This is a genomic window from Streptococcus sp. VTCC 12886, assembly GCF_049893425.1.
GTDB lineage: Bacteria > Bacillota > Bacilli > Lactobacillales > Streptococcaceae > Streptococcus > Streptococcus suis_AA.
The window spans coordinates 19,256-37,031 of record NZ_JBMVJB010000004.1 but is presented as its reverse complement, the minus strand read 5'-3'; the positions used below and the strand labels follow the sequence as shown (position 1 = coordinate 37,031).

The window sequence follows — 17,776 nt, the reverse complement described above, 5'->3', positions numbered from 1 at the left end:
CTTGGCTTCTACATACTTCCATTTCTCATTTTTATGCTTGTCATAATCAATTTGTCATCTTCAATACTGACGATAACTCTGTAGTTACCGATACGGTACCGCCATTGGCCAGAACGATTGGCAGTTAAGGCTATTCCGTATTGTCTAGGGTTGTCGCACCCGTCGATATGCTTATAAAGATACCGCAAAATCAAACTTGCAGCCGTTTTATCCATTTTTCGAATTTGCTTTTGAGCCCTAGCAGACAAAATAACCTTATAACTCAATGCCCAACTCCTCAGCCATTTGTTCTAGTGTTATCGGCTCAATTCCATTCGACAAGTCAGCTTGGTATTCTGCCCAAGCAATATCTGCCACACGGACATCGTATTCATCTTCGAGAGCTTCAAGGGTTTTAGTCCGGATGAGTTCTGACAAGCTGACACCTTCAAACTTTGCCATAGCCTGCATAAATAGCTTGTCTTGCTCAGAAACTTTTAATGTAATAGCTGCCATTTTCTCACCTCTTCTAGCATTCTTTTGGTATTACCATTGTAACACCACTTACCAAAAAAAGCAAGAAATCTCGCATAAGCGAGACTTCTGCTATCGTTCAATAATACGATAATAGGTTCGGCTGGTCCACTTGTAAATGATAAAGTAGAACAAGGCAACTGCAAGCAATGTAATACCACTAACCGTGTAAATCATGCTTGAAGAAACCACACCAAACACCATCAACATTTGCTTGAGCATGACAAGGGCGACGAAAAAGTGCAAGGTTGCCATAGCCAATGGCATAAAGAAGACCAAAAGCGTTTGGGAGTTAATTGTTTTCTTGACAGCCTTCTGGCTCATCCCCACTTCTTGAAGAATCTTATAGGATTTCTTGTCCTCATGCCCTTCCGAATACTGCTTGTAGTAGATAATCAAGGCAACACCCAGCAAAAAACTAATGCCCAACAATAAACCTGTGAAGAGGAAGCCACCTGTGAAGCCCAGAAGCATATTGTTTAAATCGGATTTTTGCATAGCATATCCTAGGAATTCTCCGTTTGCATCGTTGATATTATAAGAGTCGCCAGTTTGCTGACCAATCGAAGCAACCTCTTCATCAGTCAAATCAGTAAAGACACGGTAGTCCAGACTGACTGGATACCCTTGCGGCTTATTGGACTCGTAATACTCACGAACAGTATTCAACACTGTGTCATCGCTAACCACTATGACAGCGGCATTGAGCGTATTAGTAATATCAGGGAAAATAGCGTGGTCAAGATTGACTACATTCTCAAAGGTTTGCTCGCCCAGAACAAGCTTCTTCAACGATGGTTTCTCGCTCGGACGTATAAAGGCGACTTGATTAGCAGCAAGCTCTGGCAGGTCATTGCCGAATTTCCTGAAATCATCTTGCGTGATAAAGTAGGTAAAGGCAATTTTAGAAAAATCTGGATTGGAAATGGTTACCGGGCTAATGACAATCTCTTCACCGCCATCATAGACCAAACCAACTTGGTAGGTCAGGTAGGATAGGCTGTCATGGGCTTTTTCTGGAAAATGGCTGAGCACCGATTGCTGATAGACAGTTTCACCTTGACTTCTATCCGAAACAGGATAGGTGATGGATGTTTCCTTTGGATAAAGTCTACTTGTCATACTGGACATACCTGTATAGAGTGATGTCGTTGTCGCAATGGTCACAAAGGCCATGACCGAAAGCAGTGTGATATTGGCCAAACCCGTTGCGTGTTGCTTCATCCGGAAAATCATCTGCGATGTGGTAATGAAATGCTCTGGCGTATAGAAATACCGCTTGTTTTTCCGACGAGCCTTCAAATACCAAGACATAAAGCTGATGTAAAACAGATAGGTACCCGCAATGACAAAAAGCACAGCGATGAAGAAACGATAGATGACAGCTAACCCTGCTGCTTTCGATGAAAGTGACAGGTAGTAGCCAACACCTAAGCTAAGAACACCAAGGGCAGCCAGAAGGACATTGCCTTTTGGCTCCTTCTCTCCCTTTTCACTAGCTCGGAATAAAATCAGCGAACTCGTCTTACCAATAGTCCGAATGGCCAGTAATTCCAAGATGAAGAAGATAACTGCAAAGAGAAAGGCGGTCATGGCAAATGCCAGAGGTGAAATACTAAAGTGTAAGTCACTATAATTGGTCAGATTCACAAAAATTAAGTAGAGAACATTGGCAAATACACCAGCTAATGCAGAACCCAGCACAATAACCAAGAGGAAGATGAAAAACAATTCAATACTAGCAACCAAGGCCACCTTCTTCTTGTTCATCCCCAGCATATTGTAAAGACCGAACTCCCTAGTCCGTTGTTGCATGAGGAAATTAAAGCTATATATTTCCATAATCAGCGAGAAAATGGTCAATACAACGATACCTAGCCCGATAGACACGGCAGCTGTTCCCATGGATTTCATAACTGGACTCAGCATGAGCAGGAACATGGAACAAATCAAGGTAAAGAGGACCAGGCTGGCTAAAACAAAAGGAGCAAACACACCCATAGATTTTCGGATATTTTGCCCAGCAAGTTTGAGGTAAAACATCTACTCACCCCCTGAAAGTGCAGACATATTGAGCGAAATTTCCTTGGCAAAATCCCGATTGCTCTTGCCTGCCTTGTACAATTGGTGGAAAATCCGACCATCCTTGATGAAGAGGACGCGCTTGGCATGGCTGGCTGCGTTGGCTGAGTGAGTTACCATGAGAATGGTTTGTCCATCTAGGTTGATGTCTTCAAACAAATTCAGCAAGTCTTCCGAATTGCGATAATCTAGGGCAGCCGTCGGCTCATCCGCTAGGACAATCTGGGGTTGGGTAATCAAACTACGGGCAATGGCCACGCGCTGCTTTTGCCCACCAGATAGTTCAAAGGGACGTTTCTTCAACAAATCCTGAATCCGCAGTTTTGGTGCCAATACTTTCAACAGTTTCTCCATTTCCTCATAGCTCTCACGCGCCAATACCAGAGGTAAAAAGATATTATCTTGGGTAGACAGGGTATCCAAGAGGTTAAAATCTTGGAAGACAAAGCCCAGGTTACGCAAACGAAAATCGGCTAGCTTGCTTTCCTTGATTTTGGTAATATCTTGATTATTGAGGATAACAGATCCCCTCGTCGGCTTGTCCAGAGTTGCTAGAATGTTAAGCAAAGTCGTCTTACCAGAACCACTTTCCCCCATGATAGCTATGAATTCGCCCTCTTCTACCTTAAAATCTACATCTTGCAAAGCACGAGTTTCCTCTTTTGAAAAGCGCGTGCGGTAAACTTTTTCTAAATGATTGATTTCTAATATCATACAAACTCCTAATTGTTTTCTTTGGAAAAATCAACTGCATCAAGTAATGCTTGATAGTCGATTCGGTCTGACTCAGCAATATTTTCTTCTGAATCTACCTTGTAATAACTATCTTGGACACCGATGGCCCATTCCTTGCTAGTAGTTACATATAGATTGTTCAAGGAGACTGTCTTTTTCACTGCACCTTCTTCTTTGACAACGGGCCATTCCATAAACTTAACTTCTGTTCCTTGAATACTATCTTCGGCAACTTCCTGTTTGCTAATGGCATAGTCTTTTTCTTTGTAATGGAAAGTCTGATAGCCCTCATTAAAGCTAAGGCCTTCTGAAGAGGAAGAACAAGCAGTTAGCATTATACTGCCCAAAGCCAGCAAACCAAATACTTTCTTTTTCATAGTTTCCTCCCTCTAGTATGACATAAATCGTATCGTTTGCAAATCAAGTGCTAGCCCCTCTAAAAATTTTGCCAGTTCCAGGAGTTCAGCCTTTTCTTTTTCTGAGAATACCTCTTCTTCTATTCTCTTTGCTTGTAAAAATTTGAATGACATATGATTTCCTTCTTTCTATTTCTTATGAGTCTATTATAGAAAATATTCCGCTTGCACTCACTTACAGTTTTGATTTAAAAACTTACAGCTTTGTAAGGAAAGAAAAAAGACACCATTTCTGGCATCTTTCAATCTAGTCTATTTTGTTTCCCCAATAAAGGCAATCATTTCATCTAATTCATCCTTGCTTTTGGTTACAAGTAGATAGGCATCATTTCCCTGCAATTCTGCGAAGGCGTCAGGCATGCGTTTTACTGTTTTTAGCTTATCCGAATAACGATCACGAATGGCATCTGCGGAGTGGACATAATCTGTTGCATCACGACGGGTTGCTACCAAACAGTATTGCGGTTCAAAACGCCGTTCCTCTACTGAACCTCCAGAAACAACATTGGCATAATCACGGAAAAGATCAATTGAATGGGCATAGTTATAAGATTCTACTGTAAAGCCACCGGCCATACGGTTATTGTACTCAATAGCAATATAATCTTTACCATCCTTGAAAAATTCAATATGGAAGAAACGCTCTTTCATGCCAAATGCTTTGATAATGGCACGTCCGTAGGATACCAATTTTGGGTCAAGCTCTTTTTCAATGTAATAGGTATTATCTTTTTTACTTTGTACCAATTCAAAAGGGGTATGTACATAAGTTAATCCTGTTTCAAATACTACATTTCCCTTGTTGTCAATCAAGCCATCATAAGTTGTAATGATACTTGAATTGACAAATTTCTCAAAGAAATAAGCTGTACGACCATCCCAGGCTGTTTTAAAGTCTTCCAAATCGGCTTTCTTTGTCAGCTTAAAGGTTCCTGAAGCTCCCACCCCATTGTCAGGTTTAGCAATCAGTGGGAAACCAATCTTTTTCACAGCTTTTTCAATATCTTTTTCAGTTTTTACAACCATACCTGGAACTACAGGAACACCTGCTTTTGTAAAGTATTTCTTCATTTCAGACTTAAACTTCGTCTTTTTAAGATTGCTTGGCTTAGCCCCAAAGATATTGAATTGTTCACGAAGAGCTGCATCTGTCTCTAACCAATGCTCATTATGAGATTCTACCCGATCCATTGGACCATGTTTATAAATTAAGAAAGCCGCTGCACGCTTGACTTCATCAAGATTTTCAAGGTTTTCAACACGGAAATATTCTGTTAAGGCATTACGAAGTTCTTCAGGGAGCTGATCATAAGGCTCTTGTCCAATACCAAGAACAGTAACGCCTTCTTTTTTTGCCAATTCAATAGTAAATGGCTGGAAATTTTCAGGATAAAAAGGGGAAATGACGAGATAATTCATAAAAAATCCTTTCTAGCTTATAATCCAATCGAATGAAGGAAAAATGGCATCTGTTTTCTCCACCATACCCAGTCATGGGCTACATCTGTACCCCATGTATCAAACCAAGCAGGAATATTTTTTTCTTCAAATGCGCGTTTTAGGTTGTAGAATGAGTCCAGACCATCTTGTTCACAATCACCTAGACCGGTACATACAATAATATCCGCTTGGCGGTATTTATCAATAAACCAGCCATCATGTTGATTCCAAATATAGTCTGCTGGAGAGTTTTGATAAACAACTTCATCATTTCCATAATCTTGATGATGATTGAAATATCGTGCATCGTAAATCCCAGAAAGTGCAATGACTTTTGTAAAAACATCTGGATGTTGTAAGAAGAAATTCAGTGCATGATAAGCTCCCATTGAACAACCAGCTGCCATCATACCATCAAACCAGCCAGTTTTATGTTTAATAAAAGGAATCGCTTCTTCAATCACATATCGTTCATAGGCACGGTGAGCTTCTGCTTTATCATGAATGGATTTCCAATCAGCCAACCAACTTTCATTATCAAAGCTGGTAAGGGTGAAAAATTGTACATGACCTGCTTCGATAGACCCGCGGCAAGCCTCAATCATACCAAAATCAGCAAATTCATTGTAGGAACCACCTGATGAAGCAAAAACGAGCACAGGAATACCTGCGTGACCATAACGATTCAAGTTCATTTCACGACCAAGGTTTCCTGACCAATGACTTAAAAATTCGACATGCATAATGACAACCTCCTTTTATATTTTTCGATTTATGACCAATGTTCACTTAAAAAACGTAGACAATCTGGTAAGTATAATGCCCAAGCCTCCTCGTTGTGTACCGCACCTGAAATCACTTCTAACTCTAAATTGTGCAAATGAACTCCACCAGAGATCAACTGTCGAAAATAGGTCAACGATGAATTGATATAAGCTTGCTTGATGTTGCCTGCCATCAATGTTTTGTCAGTATCATCAGCTTCTTCAGTACCCACATAAATGTAAACTCGTTGACTTGGGTCTATTTTTTTACGCTCAATAAAACGATCAAATGCATCTTGATGAAGCCAGTTAGCAGATGAAAAGACACCTAAACAGCCAATTTGATCTTGGTAGGCTAATCCCATAAACTGGGTGATGTTGCCACCCAATGACGAACCAATCATAGCCGTATGTGCCTTGTCGGATTTGGTCCGGTACTCTTTATCAATAAAGGGTTTTACCACATCCATGACAAATTCGGCGTACAAGGTCCCTTTCCCACCAAATTGAACACCTGGGATGCTTGTTTCACTGTACTTCCAAGCTGCATACTCATGCATCCGTTCCATTCCATCATTATCAATCGCCACCACAATCATTTTACTAATATCTGGATTGCGCTTGATCGTTGGAATAACTTTCCAAGAATGACCTGAAAATGATTCTTTGCTATAGAGAACATTTTGTCCATCATGGAAATAGACAACAGGATAGGTCCTTTCCGTATCTTCAGCATATCCCTTAGGCAACAATACACGGACACGACGGTTCCTCCCTGTGAAGGGAACTTCTAATTCATGTGTTTTCATGTCCAAATAAAAGTAAGACTTATTCATAGTAATCTCTTTCATAGGTATATTAAGTATTATATCATAGTTTTTATGAAATATTCTGAAAATTTAGTTATTTATTTATAATTTTCGTGTTTACCAAACATAACCAGCTATTGCTTCAAGACTTCCTCGTTCATTTGGCGGTAATCTTCCAATTCTTTCTTTACTTGTTGGCTGATGTCTTCAAAGATGTCTAGTAAAATAGTGCCTTTATCTCGTTTCCAGGTTGCCACAAATCGCCCTTTATAAAAGACAACAGGTTTGACAATACCCGTCAAAGTATAGATATTACGGATGTATTTAGGATTAAAAATAAGATTATCCCCTTCCAAGTATCTTGGTTCATAGTACTCCTCTTTCTCTTATTCTTTCTCCAGTATAATACAAAAGACACCCGAAGGTGTCCTGTACATTATGCTTTCACAATGGGAATCCAGAGTTCCATTTGGTAGTCTGGGGAACTCATGTCTCCTTCAAAATAGTACTCAAAATCTGGTGCACCTGAATGGCGATAGCCGTGTTCAGGAAAAAAAGTTTCTAGCGCATAACGCCATCCTGCATGAATAGATTGAGGAACAGGGCCTGTTAGGGTAAAAATAGCATAGTCAGCTTCGTGAACATCAAGAAGTTCTAAGCCTAACTTAGTCGCTTTTTCCCTATCTGTGACATCATAAGCAGCCATATAATTAATCGTCTCGTCCGCTTGAGCTAATGTACAAACTCCAAAGGACCGCCCACTTCCTAGAGCAGCTAACTCTTCATAAGAATGGTTCTTGAACAAGTCTTCCCATACCTGCGGACACACTTCGTTACTGATTGCTGTGCGAAGAAGTCCAGCAACTGTAAAACTAGCCTTCTTTTCAATACGAACTTCCATTTCTTTACCTCCTTGGATGGTTAATGATAGTTGCAAGGGTAAGAGGACCTTAAAAGGCAACCCCTTACGCACTTGACTAGGAGAAATCTGATGAAATTGTTTGAAGGCAAAGGCAAAAGAATCCGAAGATTCATACCCATATTTAAGGGCTATATCTATAATCTTTGCCTGTCCTTCACGAATGTCCATAGCAGCTCGCGTCAACTTTCGTAACCGAACGTATTCTGACAAGGACATATCTGTCAGAATCGAAAAGAGACGACTAAACATGGGAACGGAATATCCTGATATGAGCAAAAATTTCCGTTCATCGATTTCGCTTTCTAAAACGGACTCTAGGTAACGTACGGTTGCATTGAACTCTTTTATCATCAACTTCCCCTTTCCCTATCAGTTTACCATCTACCATCCAAGTTTTCCCGATACTTTTCGTCGGAAAACTATCGGCTTAAACCGTCAAAAACTCTTCCAAGTCCTTGAGGGAACGCTCTGCTATTGCTTCATAACGCTCTTTCTTATCGCGGATACGCGGTCCGTCCAGCTCCTTGATGATACCAAAGTTGACATTCATAGGCTGGAAGTGCTTGCTTTCGGTGTGGGTGATGTAAAATGGCAGAGCTCCGATGGCTGTGGTCTGTGGGAAGATGACTGGGTCTTCGCCACGGAAGCGGCGAACAGCATTTATACCAGCCACTAAGCCAGAGGCAGCAGACTCGACATAGCCTTCTACTCCTGTCATTTGACCTGCAAAGAAAAGATTTGGATTTTTCTTGGTCGCAAAGGTCTGTTCCAATAAGTTTGGCGAATCCATGTAGGAATTGCGGTGCATGACACCATAACGGACAAATTCAGCATTTTCGAGTCCTGGAATCATCTGGAAGACACGCTTCTGCTCACCCCACTTAAGGTGGGTCTGGAAGCCTACAATGTTGTAAAGACTACCTGCTGCGTTGTCCTGACGGAGCTGAACAACTGCGTACGGTGTCTTGTATTCGCCATCACGTGGTCCCTTGTAATCTTCAGGGTATTCCAGACCGACTGGCTTCATTGGGCCATATAGCATGGTTTTGATTCCACGTTTGGCCATGACTTCAATAGGCATACAGCCTTCAAAGTATTTTTCTTTTTCAAAGGAATTGAGCGGCGCCTCTTCGGCTGAAATCAAGGCCTCATAGAAAGCAGTGAACTGCTCCTTGTTCATTGGAGCATTGAGATAGGCAGCTTCTCCCTTGTCATAACGGGACTTAAGATAAACCAAGTCCATGTTAATGGTCGAGCTGTCGACAATCGGTGCTGCCGCATCGTAGAAGTAAAAACCATCACCACCATTAAGCGCGTGAATCTTCTCCGCCAAGGCGTCAGATGTCAAAGGTCCCGTCGCGATAACTGTAATAGCATCATCAGGAATCTCAGTAATTTCCTCACGAATCACCTCAATCAGTGGGTGGTTGTGAATCTCATCAGTGACTGCTTGAGAGAAATTCTCACGGTCCATGGCCATGGCACCCCCAGCAGGCACACGGTGGGCTTCACCAGCTCGCATGATAATGGAATCCAAACGACGCATCTCTTCCTTAAGAAGGCCGACAGCGTTGGTCAAACTATCACCACGGAATGAATTGGAACAAACCAACTCAGCAAACTTGTCTGTCTTGTGCTGAGGAGTCGGCTTGACACCACGCATCTCGTAGAGTTTGACAGGAATGCCGCGTTTGGCAATCTGATAAGCAGCTTCTGAGCCAGCCAATCCAGCTCCGATAACATTAATGTGGGTTTGAGACATGAAACTAATACCTCTAGCCAGAATATCTGGCTACTGTTTGGGGATGACCCAAAACAGAACCTTTCTAATTTTTTATTCCTAAATAGTATATCAAAAATTTACCTTGAAAGTTAGTAATGACTCTTATTGAAAAAAATATCGATTAATTACATAATTATATTTATGTATTATCAAGTATGAGAAACTTCTAGTGGGTGGCTAGCATGCTGGTGTATTATTTTCCAGCCATCCTCAAACACCAAACAGAGTGTAAATCGCTCAATAACAGATTGCACTACCACTTTATTTTTTAGTTTTGAAAAAGTTGCATCAAAATAGGCAAAGGCACAGTAATGGGAAGACTTGATGGTTAGATTTGAAAATTCAACTACTACTTCACCTAGGGAAATGACTTTAAACCAATCCTCAACCATTGCAATTAATTCTTGTTTGACTTTAAGCGCCCATTGGCCAGCAACATCATAGATAAAAATGTCATGATAATAAAGGGAAATCATCAATTCTTTATCTTTGTATAAAACCGCTTGTCGATAATTGTCTAAAAGTTCTTGAATAGTTTATTTCAAAGTATGTCCCTTCTTGAAAAATAGAAAATGAGAAAATCAAAAGAACTACTTCCAAATTGATGAAGGTAGTTCTTAGGGTTATCATCTAACGAATCAGTTCAATAATATCATTGATAATCGTAAAGTCCCAACCTTTTTCTTGGTAAGCCAAGATCTCATCAGGACTGTAAGAAAAAGTATTCAGTAAGACACCATCAATTCCAACAGCTTGAGCAATAGCAATGTCTGAAGTCAAGTCGTTACCGACAAAGACTGTTTCAGCTGGATTTAACTGATTTTCACCCATTAAACCTAGCAGAAATTCGGGTTCAGGTTTCTTAATGCGATAATCTGAGGAAATATAAATTTTCTCCATAAAGGTTGCGCACCCTGTTAGTTCAATCTCAGCTTGGGTAAATATTCGCTGAGCATTGGATAAGATAAACAATCGTGCACCCCTATTTTGTAGTTCCTCTAGGGTAGCTAAGGTATACTGATAAGCTTCTAATTTTTCACGAGAAAGGACCCGGAATACGGTAGCTACCATTTGTCCGAAAGTCTTTAAATCAGCAGGCTTATTTTGGGTTTCCCGTCCATATTTGGTATCAGTCAGTAATTGAACAAATACTTTCTCTAAGTCAATTTCGACATATTGGTAAGGACTGATCCGGATCAAATCAAGCTCTGCTTCATTCGCGGTTTCTTGGAATGCACTCCTCAGCTGTCTAGCACCATAAGAACATCCAAAGGAATTATAGATAGCAGCCAGCTTTTCCCATAATTCCAACTTGTTTTCATCCGTTACAATATCTACTAGAGTACCATAAAAATCAAAGATGTAATTCTTGTATTGTTTCACGAAGTTCTCCTATCTATGAGATATATAAGATATTATAACGCAATAAGCAAGCGTTTGCAACAAAAGTTTGAAAATTAGTCTGGAAGTTTTCGAAAAAATTCCGAAGTAGTAGAACCAAGTAGGAATGGGAAAAATTAACTGATTCTTTCCCGAAGTTTTTCAACAAAGAGATAAGCTGCGGGGCAAATCAAGGAGTTTTTTATGGTTAAATTGTTGATTTGATAGATTTTTTTGCGATCGGTATGAGGAAATTCTCGGCAAGCTTTTGGTCTCGCATCATAGATGCTACAAAGATTATCTCCACCTAGGAATGGGCAAGGCATTGCCTGAAATACCTTATCTCCATCTTCGTCTACTCGCAAATACATCTCTTCGAAAACAGGTAGTTTCATACGAAGATGTTTGGCAATGCGAGTAATATCAGCTTCGGTAAAAAGTGGGCCCAATGTTTTGCAACAGTTTGCACATTCTATACAATCAATTTCAGAAAAGACTTCTGCGTGAATGTCCTGTACGATTCTGTCTAAATTCTTAGGCGCTCTTTTCTTGAGATTTGCTAGAAATTTTCGGTGTTCTCCTTGCTTCTGCAGGGCCAATTGCTTGTATTTTTCAATGTCGACACTCATAAACTCTCCTATTCGTCCTCCATTATACCACAAACCAGACTGCCAGCTCTGCTATTTTTCAAAATCGCTGTCCTCAAATATCCTGAGAGATACTTCTGCTACTGGAAGACCGATAATGGTATGAACATCCCCGTAAATACTCGCCACAAATCGTGGATCCAGCTCCTGAATACCATAGGCACCTGCCTTGTCAAGTGGTTGCTTTTCAAAAATATAGGACTGAATTAGCTCCTCTAGTGCGGGATAATAGTCAACAAAATCAATCTGTGCCAGCGTATAGAAAACATCCAGTGATTGCGACGTTCGTAGGCAAACTGAGGTCACCACATAATGACTCTTGCCAAAATAGGATCGAAACATCTCTTCAGCCTCGGTCAAATCTTTTGGTTTATTAAAAATCTGTTCGTCTGCGATTACAATTGTATCTGCCGAAATATAGAGATGTTCTGGGGCCAACTTGATCTCAGACTTGGCCTTGGAAATCTCACAACACGTTTTAGCTGCCCGAGTGAGAAAATCATCGGAAGCAAATTGGTTCATAAAATATTCTTCAATTCCTCGTTCGTCCACTTCAACAGAGGTAATGTGTGGTTTCAAGAACTTTAATAACTCCTTACGGCGTGGTGAATTACTGAGCACGACATAGGATGAGATTGGTTCACGTTTGCCTTCTCTTTGATATTGAAATACAGTTTGCATAGTTCCTCCATTAAAAAACAGAGTCCGAAGACCCTGTTTCAAAAAAATTGCTTACATTTCTTCTTTACGACGTAGAGCCATTGCCAGTCCAGCGAGTCCTAAACCAAATAAGCTGAGTCCAAGACTTGATTGATCTCCAGTATTTGGTAAAACTCCTGACTTGGCTACAGGAGTGGTTCCGTTAGCCAGTTGTGCTTTTTTGAGAATTTCATTGCCTTTTACAGTTTCAGATTTGCCATCTTTTTCCTTAGGCGTGTCAACAGGAGCCTTATTGTCTGATGTAAATCCATTTGAGCCTTGATTTGGTGACTCAGTTGAAGTGGAATCTGGATTTGAAACTGCATTTTCAGGATCTGTACCAACAATGACTTCGATGAAGTCAGGATAACCATCTTCATCAGTATCCAAGGTAGAATCTACAGGAATAATTCGAGAATATGGATTGATGTCTGCATAGGCTGATAGGTCAGCAGTTTTTAGGTAATCTGCAAATACACTATCCATTGACGGACCTTCTTCGCGAGCACCACCAAGCATTGTGTAGCCATCCCCACCTGCAGCTAAGAAATCATTTGTAGCGAGATAATACGTTTTTTCTAAATCCAAGTCATCATATTCTCCAGTCTCAGGATTTAAGATGCCAATAAGAAGGATACGTTCTTTAACTGGTAAAGTTGGATCATAAAATACTGTTGCACCAGAGATTTGCAAGAAACCGCCACTTGCCTCAAAGAGAGGCGCTCCGTTTTCATCTAGGATGAATTTGCCTGTTTCTTTGTCAGTTTGCAGGGCAGATGACAATGACTTGGTAAACATATCTTGAATTTGCTGACCAGTCACTGTAATTTGTGAAATGATATTACCGAATGGTAAAACTGCAATAATATCACCTTTTGTAACAGATTGATCTTTAGCAATAGTTGCACGTAGACCACCGCCGTTTGTCACAGCAAGGCTAGCTTTATTTGAGAAACCTGTTTGACCATATGCGTAAATAGCATCTGTAACAGCATTACCTAAGTTAGTTTCACGTACACGAACATTTGAACGCTCACCATTCAATTCAACTGGATTGTTTTCAATCACTACTTGAGCATTTTCAGCTTCATATTTTGCTTTGATTTCATTCACAAGCTCAGTGATTAAAGCATCTGGTGTCACAGAGGCCGTATCTGCAGCAGAAATAAGACTTGCTTCACCCAATAATTGTTCAGATTTTAAGGTAACTTTACCAATATTATTCAAATAGGAACCTGTCTGGTTATAGGTTACATTGTCACCATATGTAGCAGATTGAACAGTATGGGAATGGCCATCAATAACAATCACACGTTTGCCAGCAAGTTTGCTATTTTGTGATAAGGCTTCTGCAAGTGTTGAACCTCTCCACTCTACAGGAGTTGTCGCATCAACACCTAAGTGCGCAAGAATGATGTAGTTGTTATAGACACGATTATCAGCAAGTGCACGTGCTTCTACTTCATCAATGACCTTATTTACTTCGGTAATAGGATCTGCAAATGTAACACCTTCAATATTTTTTGGGTGTGTCTTTGTAGCAGTTTCTGGTGTAGTGACCCCGATAACTACAAATTCATCACCGACAACAGTTGGCGTTTTATCAACGATAGTTGAAGCTTCAAAAACACGAGCGCCGTTAACGTAAGTGTTAGCACTCAATAGTGGGAAGTTCAAGGTCTCTTTGTATTTGATTGCTTGATCCATCCCAAAGTCAAATTCATGGTTACCAACAGCCATGGCATCATAGCCGACTTGGTTCATGATATTGGCTCTGTCTTCACCTTTTGTAGAGTTGGAAATTGGCAGTCCTTGGAAGGCATCACCAGCATCCACCACAATTGTATTTTCAATTTTACTACGTTCTTCTTCAATGACCGCAGCAGCCTTGGCATCACCGATTACGCCTTTTTCTTCAAGAATTCGACCATGAACGTCGTTTGTGTGAATGATAACTGCTTCAATTGAATCAGTAGCCGTACTAGAGGCAGTAGTTTCAGTCGGGGTACTAGCTTCGAAAGCCACTGCATCAGCAGTTGCCCCATCTATTGTTGAACTAGATGATGCTGTCTCTGGAGTATTTAAAGCTGAATTAGAAACACTTGCACTTGTCCCTGTAGTTTCAGTCTGTTGGACAATAGTTGATGAGGTATCTGCAGTCTGTACTTCATCAGCTTGAGCTTATTGAGCCAACATCACTGGCGACAACAACAAGGTAGACAACACAGGCAATAATAAATCTTTCTTTTTCATAAATCGACCTTTCTTAAGTGAGTTATATAGTTATTATACACTTCTCTATCTAAAAACAAAAACATTGAATTCGTTATCATAGTTAAAATATTCGTAAAATGTTTGTATTAGAATGGCATTGAGGTATTCAAAAATGAATTTTGGAACGATTTCCTTATTGTTTAAACAGATATTTGAAATGACACTGTTGAAATTTTCGTTAGAATACCTGGAAATATTTCGAACACTTCCACAATCATTTCCATCTCAGCAAGACTTGACTTCCTATATGATGCATCAAAATGTGGCTTTAACGATAAAAAAACTGCAACCAAATTGGCTACAGTTCCATATGCTTTTATTTTTTATAATAAACGATTCTTCCATCTGAAATTGTAAAGTAGACATCGCCTTTCAAAGTATCACCGATAAATGGGGAGTTTGCAGATTTTGACGCAAAATCAGCTGTGACTGTTCGATTTGCATCTGGATTGAAAATAACAAGGTCTGCAGGACCGTTTTCCGCAAGATAGCCAGCATCAAGACCGTAAAGCTTGGCAGGATTAATAGTCATTTTTTCCAGCAATTGCATGAGTGTCAAGTGTCCTTCTTCTACCAAGTGAGTCAAGCCAAGTGAAAGCGATGTTTCCAAGCCTGTCATTCCTGATGGAGCCTTTGTGAGATCTTCTACATTTTTTTCATCCGCGTGATGAGGAGCATGATCCGTTGCAATAACAGAGATAACACCAGTTTTCAATCCTTCAATCACTGCCAACCGATCGCTCTCCAAGCGTAACGGCGGATTCATCTTGGCATTGGCACCTTTTGTTAGAAGTAAGTCTTCTGTTCGTGAAAAATGTTGGGGTGCTACTTCTGCTGTAACATTTGCTCCGAGACCTTGAACAAATTCAACCACCTTGACCGACTCGGCTTTGGATAAATGCTGGATATGAACACGCGCACCCGTTTCATAGGCAATCATGACATCGCGAGCGACCATACTGTATTCTGCTACGCCAGTTGCACCACAAACATGAAAATGTTTTTCGGCCACTTGCTCGTTGAGTCCCAAGACACCATTCAGGTCAGGGTCTTCTTCATGCAGACTGATGAGACAGCCCTGCACTTTGGCTAATTTCATAGCTTTTCTAACCACGCCAGCATTTGTCAAAGGAATACCGTCGTCCGAAAAGGCGACCGCTCCAGCTTCCAATAAGGCGGAAAAATCGGTCAGATTTTGCCCATCAAATTGATTGGTAATGGTTGCCACACTATAAATATGGATGGCTTCTTTTTTAGCAGATTCCAGAACTTCATTCAGAGTTTCTACTGTAGAAATCGTCGGATTAGTGTTAGCCATCATGACAACAGAAGTAAAGCCACCAGCTGCGGCTGCTAAGGCTCCTGTGTGAATATCTTCTTTATGGGTCTGACCAGGCTCACGAAAATGAACATGAACATCAACCAAACCAGGGGCAACGACTAATCCTGTTGCATCAAGCACTTGTTCAGCGTCAGCAGAAATTGACTCCGAAATTTTTACAATTCTCTTTCCATCTATTAAGATGTCGCAAGTTTTATCTAGTCCAGTTTGGGGATCTAAAACACGACCATTTTTCACTAATAACATTCTTATTCTCCTTGTATGACCAAATAACAATTATTGGAGCCAATTAATTCCCGTACTTCCATGAGATGTTAAAAAAGCATTTGCTTGGGAGAAGGGTTTGCTTCCAAAGAAACCCCGATAAGCTGAAAGTGGGCTAGGATGAGCAGATTCAACAATCAGATGTTTTGGATTGGTTATCAGCACTTTTTTCTTGCGAGCATAGGCACCCCAAAGAATATAGACGATAGGTTGGTCTAAGCTATTGACCACCTTAATAACAGCGTCCGTAAAAGGCTCCCAGATTTGCCCTACATGCCCATTTGCCTGACCTGCTGGAACAGTTAAACAAGCATTGAGCAAAAGCACACCTTGTTCCGCCCATGCTGTCAAATCATGGTCTTCCTTGACTCCAATATCATCCCTCAATTCTTTTAAGATGTTTTGAAGAGATGGCGGAGCTGCCACCGAGTTCGGAACTGAAAACGATAAGCCCTGTGCCTGACCAGGTCCATGATAGGGGTCCTGACCTAATATAACTACCTTGACATTTTTCAATTCTGTTGCCTGAATAGCAGCAAATACCTTATCTCGAGGCGGATAGATGGTACCACTGGCATAAACTTGATCTAAGAATTGATTGATTTTGTTAAAATAATGATCTGGCAACTGTGCCTTTATCGGTTCGTACCAAGCCGAATGTTCCATACATCACTCCTAGTTTGAACTTCTCTCTTTAACAATGTAAATCGGACGTTTCTTCGTTTCCAAGAAAATTTTTGCCAAATATTTACCGAGTATACCAATAGTCATCAACTGCAGGCCACCTAAAAATAAGATAATACAGATAGTCGATGGCCAGCCAATTGTCGGATCACCGAATACCAAGGTTTTGATGACTACGAAAACCATTAAAACCAGTGACAACAAGAATGTAAAGAATCCTGTGTAGGATGCTATATTTAAAGGTGTATCCGAAAAGTTGATAATTCCTTCAATGGAGTAAGACAGTAACTTCCATAAAGACCAACTAGTTTCACCAGCAACACGCTCAACATTTTTATAGGGCAGGTATTCTGTTTTAAAACCTACCCAAGCAAATAAGCCTTTGGAAAAACGGTTATATTCAGAAACAGAAAGGATGGCATCAACCATATGACGCCGCATGAGACGGAAATCACGTGCACCGTCAACGATCTCGACCTGGCTGATTTTATTCATCAATTTGTAGAATAATGTTGCAAAAAAACTACGAATCAGTGGCTCACCGTCACGACTGACACGACGAGTTCCCACACAATCCAAGTCTGAATCATCGTCAAGCATTTGCTTCATTTCCATCAACATTTCAGGTGGGTCTTGTAAGTCAGCATCCATGACTGTTACTAAATGACCATTGGCTGCCTCGAGACCCGCAAAAAGGGCAGCTTCTTTGCCGAAATTACGAGAAAATGAAAGATAACGCACAGACCGATCTTGCACAGACAATGAACGTAAAATGGATAAAGTACTATCTTTAGAACCATCATTGACAAAAATATATTCAAACTCCTCATTCATTTTTATTCGAACCTTTTCCATCGCCTGATAAAAATAATGAATCGTTTCTTCCTCATTAAAGCACGGTACAATAACTGAAATCATTTTAACTCCCTCAAAGAATCTTTCTGTATATCTTCACTATTCTTAGAAGTCCATTATACCACTTTGCAAGTTGAGTTCCCAAAAAACAGTCAATTCCTTAACAT

19 protein-coding genes and 1 pseudogene are annotated in these 17,776 nt (G+C 40.5%); all 20 read right to left on the bottom strand.

Going from position 1 to position 17,776, the window contains the following annotated elements:
• Positions 1–8 precede the first annotated feature (8 nt).
• Complete coding sequence (locus ACPC57_RS02060) at positions 9–266, bottom strand: type II toxin-antitoxin system RelE family toxin (RefSeq protein WP_434065342.1); 258 nt, start codon at positions 264–266, stop codon at positions 9–11.
• The gene (gene relB, locus ACPC57_RS02055) at positions 256–495 is read right to left on the bottom strand and encodes a type II toxin-antitoxin system RelB family antitoxin (RefSeq protein ID WP_434066202.1); all 240 of its coding nucleotides are present in this window, start codon (positions 493–495) and stop codon (positions 256–258) included. Before relB ends, ACPC57_RS02060 begins: the two co-directional genes overlap by 11 nt.
• Before the next feature lie 90 nt (positions 496–585).
• Positions 586–2,556: an FtsX-like permease family protein gene (locus ACPC57_RS02050; protein ID WP_434066201.1), complete on the bottom strand. Its 1,971-nt coding sequence runs from the start codon at positions 2,554–2,556 to the stop codon at positions 586–588.
• Entirely contained in the window at positions 2,557–3,309 is a 753-nt protein-coding gene (locus ACPC57_RS02045) for an ABC transporter ATP-binding protein (RefSeq protein ID WP_434066200.1), read from the bottom strand.
• A gap of 8 nt (positions 3,310–3,317) precedes the next feature.
• Complete coding sequence (locus ACPC57_RS02040; RefSeq protein ID WP_217375109.1) at positions 3,318–3,707, bottom strand: NisI/SpaI family lantibiotic immunity lipoprotein; 390 nt, start codon at positions 3,705–3,707, stop codon at positions 3,318–3,320.
• A gap of 12 nt (positions 3,708–3,719) precedes the next feature.
• On the bottom strand, positions 3,720–3,860 hold the full coding sequence (locus ACPC57_RS02035) for a hypothetical protein (protein WP_434066199.1): 141 nt from the start codon (positions 3,858–3,860) through the stop codon (positions 3,720–3,722).
• Positions 3,861–3,998: 138 nt separating this feature from the next.
• On the bottom strand, positions 3,999–5,165 hold the full coding sequence (locus ACPC57_RS02030; RefSeq protein ID WP_434066198.1) for an ATP-grasp domain-containing protein: 1,167 nt from the start codon (positions 5,163–5,165) through the stop codon (positions 3,999–4,001).
• A 17-nt stretch (positions 5,166–5,182) separates the two neighbouring features.
• Complete coding sequence (locus ACPC57_RS02025) at positions 5,183–5,929, bottom strand: esterase family protein (protein WP_434066197.1); 747 nt, start codon at positions 5,927–5,929, stop codon at positions 5,183–5,185.
• A gap of 29 nt (positions 5,930–5,958) precedes the next feature.
• A complete protein-coding gene (locus ACPC57_RS02020) occupies positions 5,959–6,786 on the bottom strand; it encodes an alpha/beta hydrolase (RefSeq protein WP_217375112.1) in 828 nt (275 codons plus the stop codon).
• A gap of 107 nt (positions 6,787–6,893) precedes the next feature.
• Positions 6,894–7,115 (bottom strand): hypothetical protein, encoded by a 222-nt coding sequence (locus ACPC57_RS02015; RefSeq protein WP_274503795.1) that lies wholly within the window; start codon positions 7,113–7,115, stop codon positions 6,894–6,896.
• A gap of 80 nt (positions 7,116–7,195) precedes the next feature.
• Positions 7,196–8,032, bottom strand: a complete 837-nt coding sequence (locus ACPC57_RS02010; protein ID WP_289648829.1) for an AraC family transcriptional regulator — start codon at positions 8,030–8,032, stop codon at positions 7,196–7,198.
• 76 nt (positions 8,033–8,108) lie between these two features.
• Positions 8,109–9,443: a methylenetetrahydrofolate--tRNA-(uracil(54)-C(5))-methyltransferase (FADH(2)-oxidizing) TrmFO gene (gene trmFO, locus ACPC57_RS02005; RefSeq protein ID WP_274503799.1), complete on the bottom strand. Its 1,335-nt coding sequence runs from the start codon at positions 9,441–9,443 to the stop codon at positions 8,109–8,111.
• A gap of 170 nt (positions 9,444–9,613) precedes the next feature.
• Positions 9,614–9,997, bottom strand: coding sequence for a YybH family protein (locus tag ACPC57_RS02000; RefSeq protein WP_434066237.1), 384 nt, complete (start codon positions 9,995–9,997; stop codon positions 9,614–9,616).
• Positions 9,998–10,094: 97 nt separating this feature from the next.
• Entirely contained in the window at positions 10,095–10,847 is a 753-nt protein-coding gene (locus ACPC57_RS01995) for an HAD family hydrolase (RefSeq protein WP_434066196.1), read from the bottom strand.
• A 134-nt stretch (positions 10,848–10,981) separates the two neighbouring features.
• The gene (locus tag ACPC57_RS01990) at positions 10,982–11,473 is read right to left on the bottom strand and encodes a YkgJ family cysteine cluster protein (protein WP_434066195.1); all 492 of its coding nucleotides are present in this window, start codon (positions 11,471–11,473) and stop codon (positions 10,982–10,984) included.
• A 51-nt stretch (positions 11,474–11,524) separates the two neighbouring features.
• Positions 11,525–12,172: a Maf family protein gene (locus ACPC57_RS01985; protein WP_434066194.1), complete on the bottom strand. Its 648-nt coding sequence runs from the start codon at positions 12,170–12,172 to the stop codon at positions 11,525–11,527.
• A 51-nt stretch (positions 12,173–12,223) separates the two neighbouring features.
• Positions 12,224–14,443 (bottom strand): annotated as a pseudogene (nt5e, locus tag ACPC57_RS01980) (cell surface ecto-5'-nucleotidase Nt5e).
• Positions 14,444–14,780: 337 nt separating this feature from the next.
• On the bottom strand, positions 14,781–16,052 hold the full coding sequence (locus ACPC57_RS01975; protein WP_434066193.1) for a dihydroorotase: 1,272 nt from the start codon (positions 16,050–16,052) through the stop codon (positions 14,781–14,783).
• A gap of 30 nt (positions 16,053–16,082) precedes the next feature.
• On the bottom strand, positions 16,083–16,736 hold the full coding sequence (locus ACPC57_RS01970) for a uracil-DNA glycosylase (protein WP_434066192.1): 654 nt from the start codon (positions 16,734–16,736) through the stop codon (positions 16,083–16,085).
• A 9-nt stretch (positions 16,737–16,745) separates the two neighbouring features.
• A complete protein-coding gene (locus ACPC57_RS01965) occupies positions 16,746–17,672 on the bottom strand; it encodes a glycosyltransferase family 2 protein (protein ID WP_434066191.1) in 927 nt (308 codons plus the stop codon).
• Positions 17,673–17,776 lie beyond the last annotated feature (104 nt).

What these genes read in the sequence shown, in the direction of transcription:
- ACPC57_RS01975 (WP_434066193.1), bottom strand. Translation starts at nt 16,052, where the DNA reads ATGTTATTAGTGAAAAATGGTCGTGTTTTAGATCCCCAAACTGGACTA.
- relB (WP_434066202.1), bottom strand. Translation starts at nt 495, where the DNA reads ATGGCAGCTATTACATTAAAAGTTTCTGAGCAAGACAAGCTATTTATG.
- ACPC57_RS02045 (WP_434066200.1), bottom strand. Translation starts at nt 3,309, where the DNA reads ATGATATTAGAAATCAATCATTTAGAAAAAGTTTACCGCACGCGCTTT.
- ACPC57_RS02010 (WP_289648829.1), bottom strand. Translation starts at nt 8,032, where the DNA reads ATGATAAAAGAGTTCAATGCAACCGTACGTTACCTAGAGTCCGTTTTA.
- trmFO (WP_274503799.1), bottom strand. Translation starts at nt 9,443, where the DNA reads ATGTCTCAAACCCACATTAATGTTATCGGAGCTGGATTGGCTGGCTCA.
- ACPC57_RS01990 (WP_434066195.1), bottom strand. Translation starts at nt 11,473, where the DNA reads ATGAGTGTCGACATTGAAAAATACAAGCAATTGGCCCTGCAGAAGCAA.
- ACPC57_RS02030 (WP_434066198.1), bottom strand. Translation starts at nt 5,165, where the DNA reads ATGAATTATCTCGTCATTTCCCCTTTTTATCCTGAAAATTTCCAGCCA.
- ACPC57_RS01965 (WP_434066191.1), bottom strand. Translation starts at nt 17,672, where the DNA reads ATGATTTCAGTTATTGTACCGTGCTTTAATGAGGAAGAAACGATTCAT.
- ACPC57_RS02035 (WP_434066199.1), bottom strand. Translation starts at nt 3,860, where the DNA reads ATGTCATTCAAATTTTTACAAGCAAAGAGAATAGAAGAAGAGGTATTC.
- ACPC57_RS02050 (WP_434066201.1), bottom strand. Translation starts at nt 2,556, where the DNA reads ATGTTTTACCTCAAACTTGCTGGGCAAAATATCCGAAAATCTATGGGT.
- ACPC57_RS02040 (WP_217375109.1), bottom strand. Translation starts at nt 3,707, where the DNA reads ATGAAAAAGAAAGTATTTGGTTTGCTGGCTTTGGGCAGTATAATGCTA.
- ACPC57_RS01970 (WP_434066192.1), bottom strand. Translation starts at nt 16,736, where the DNA reads ATGGAACATTCGGCTTGGTACGAACCGATAAAGGCACAGTTGCCAGAT.
- ACPC57_RS02025 (WP_434066197.1), bottom strand. Translation starts at nt 5,929, where the DNA reads ATGCATGTCGAATTTTTAAGTCATTGGTCAGGAAACCTTGGTCGTGAA.
- ACPC57_RS01985 (WP_434066194.1), bottom strand. Translation starts at nt 12,172, where the DNA reads ATGCAAACTGTATTTCAATATCAAAGAGAAGGCAAACGTGAACCAATC.
- ACPC57_RS02020 (WP_217375112.1), bottom strand. Translation starts at nt 6,786, where the DNA reads ATGAATAAGTCTTACTTTTATTTGGACATGAAAACACATGAATTAGAA.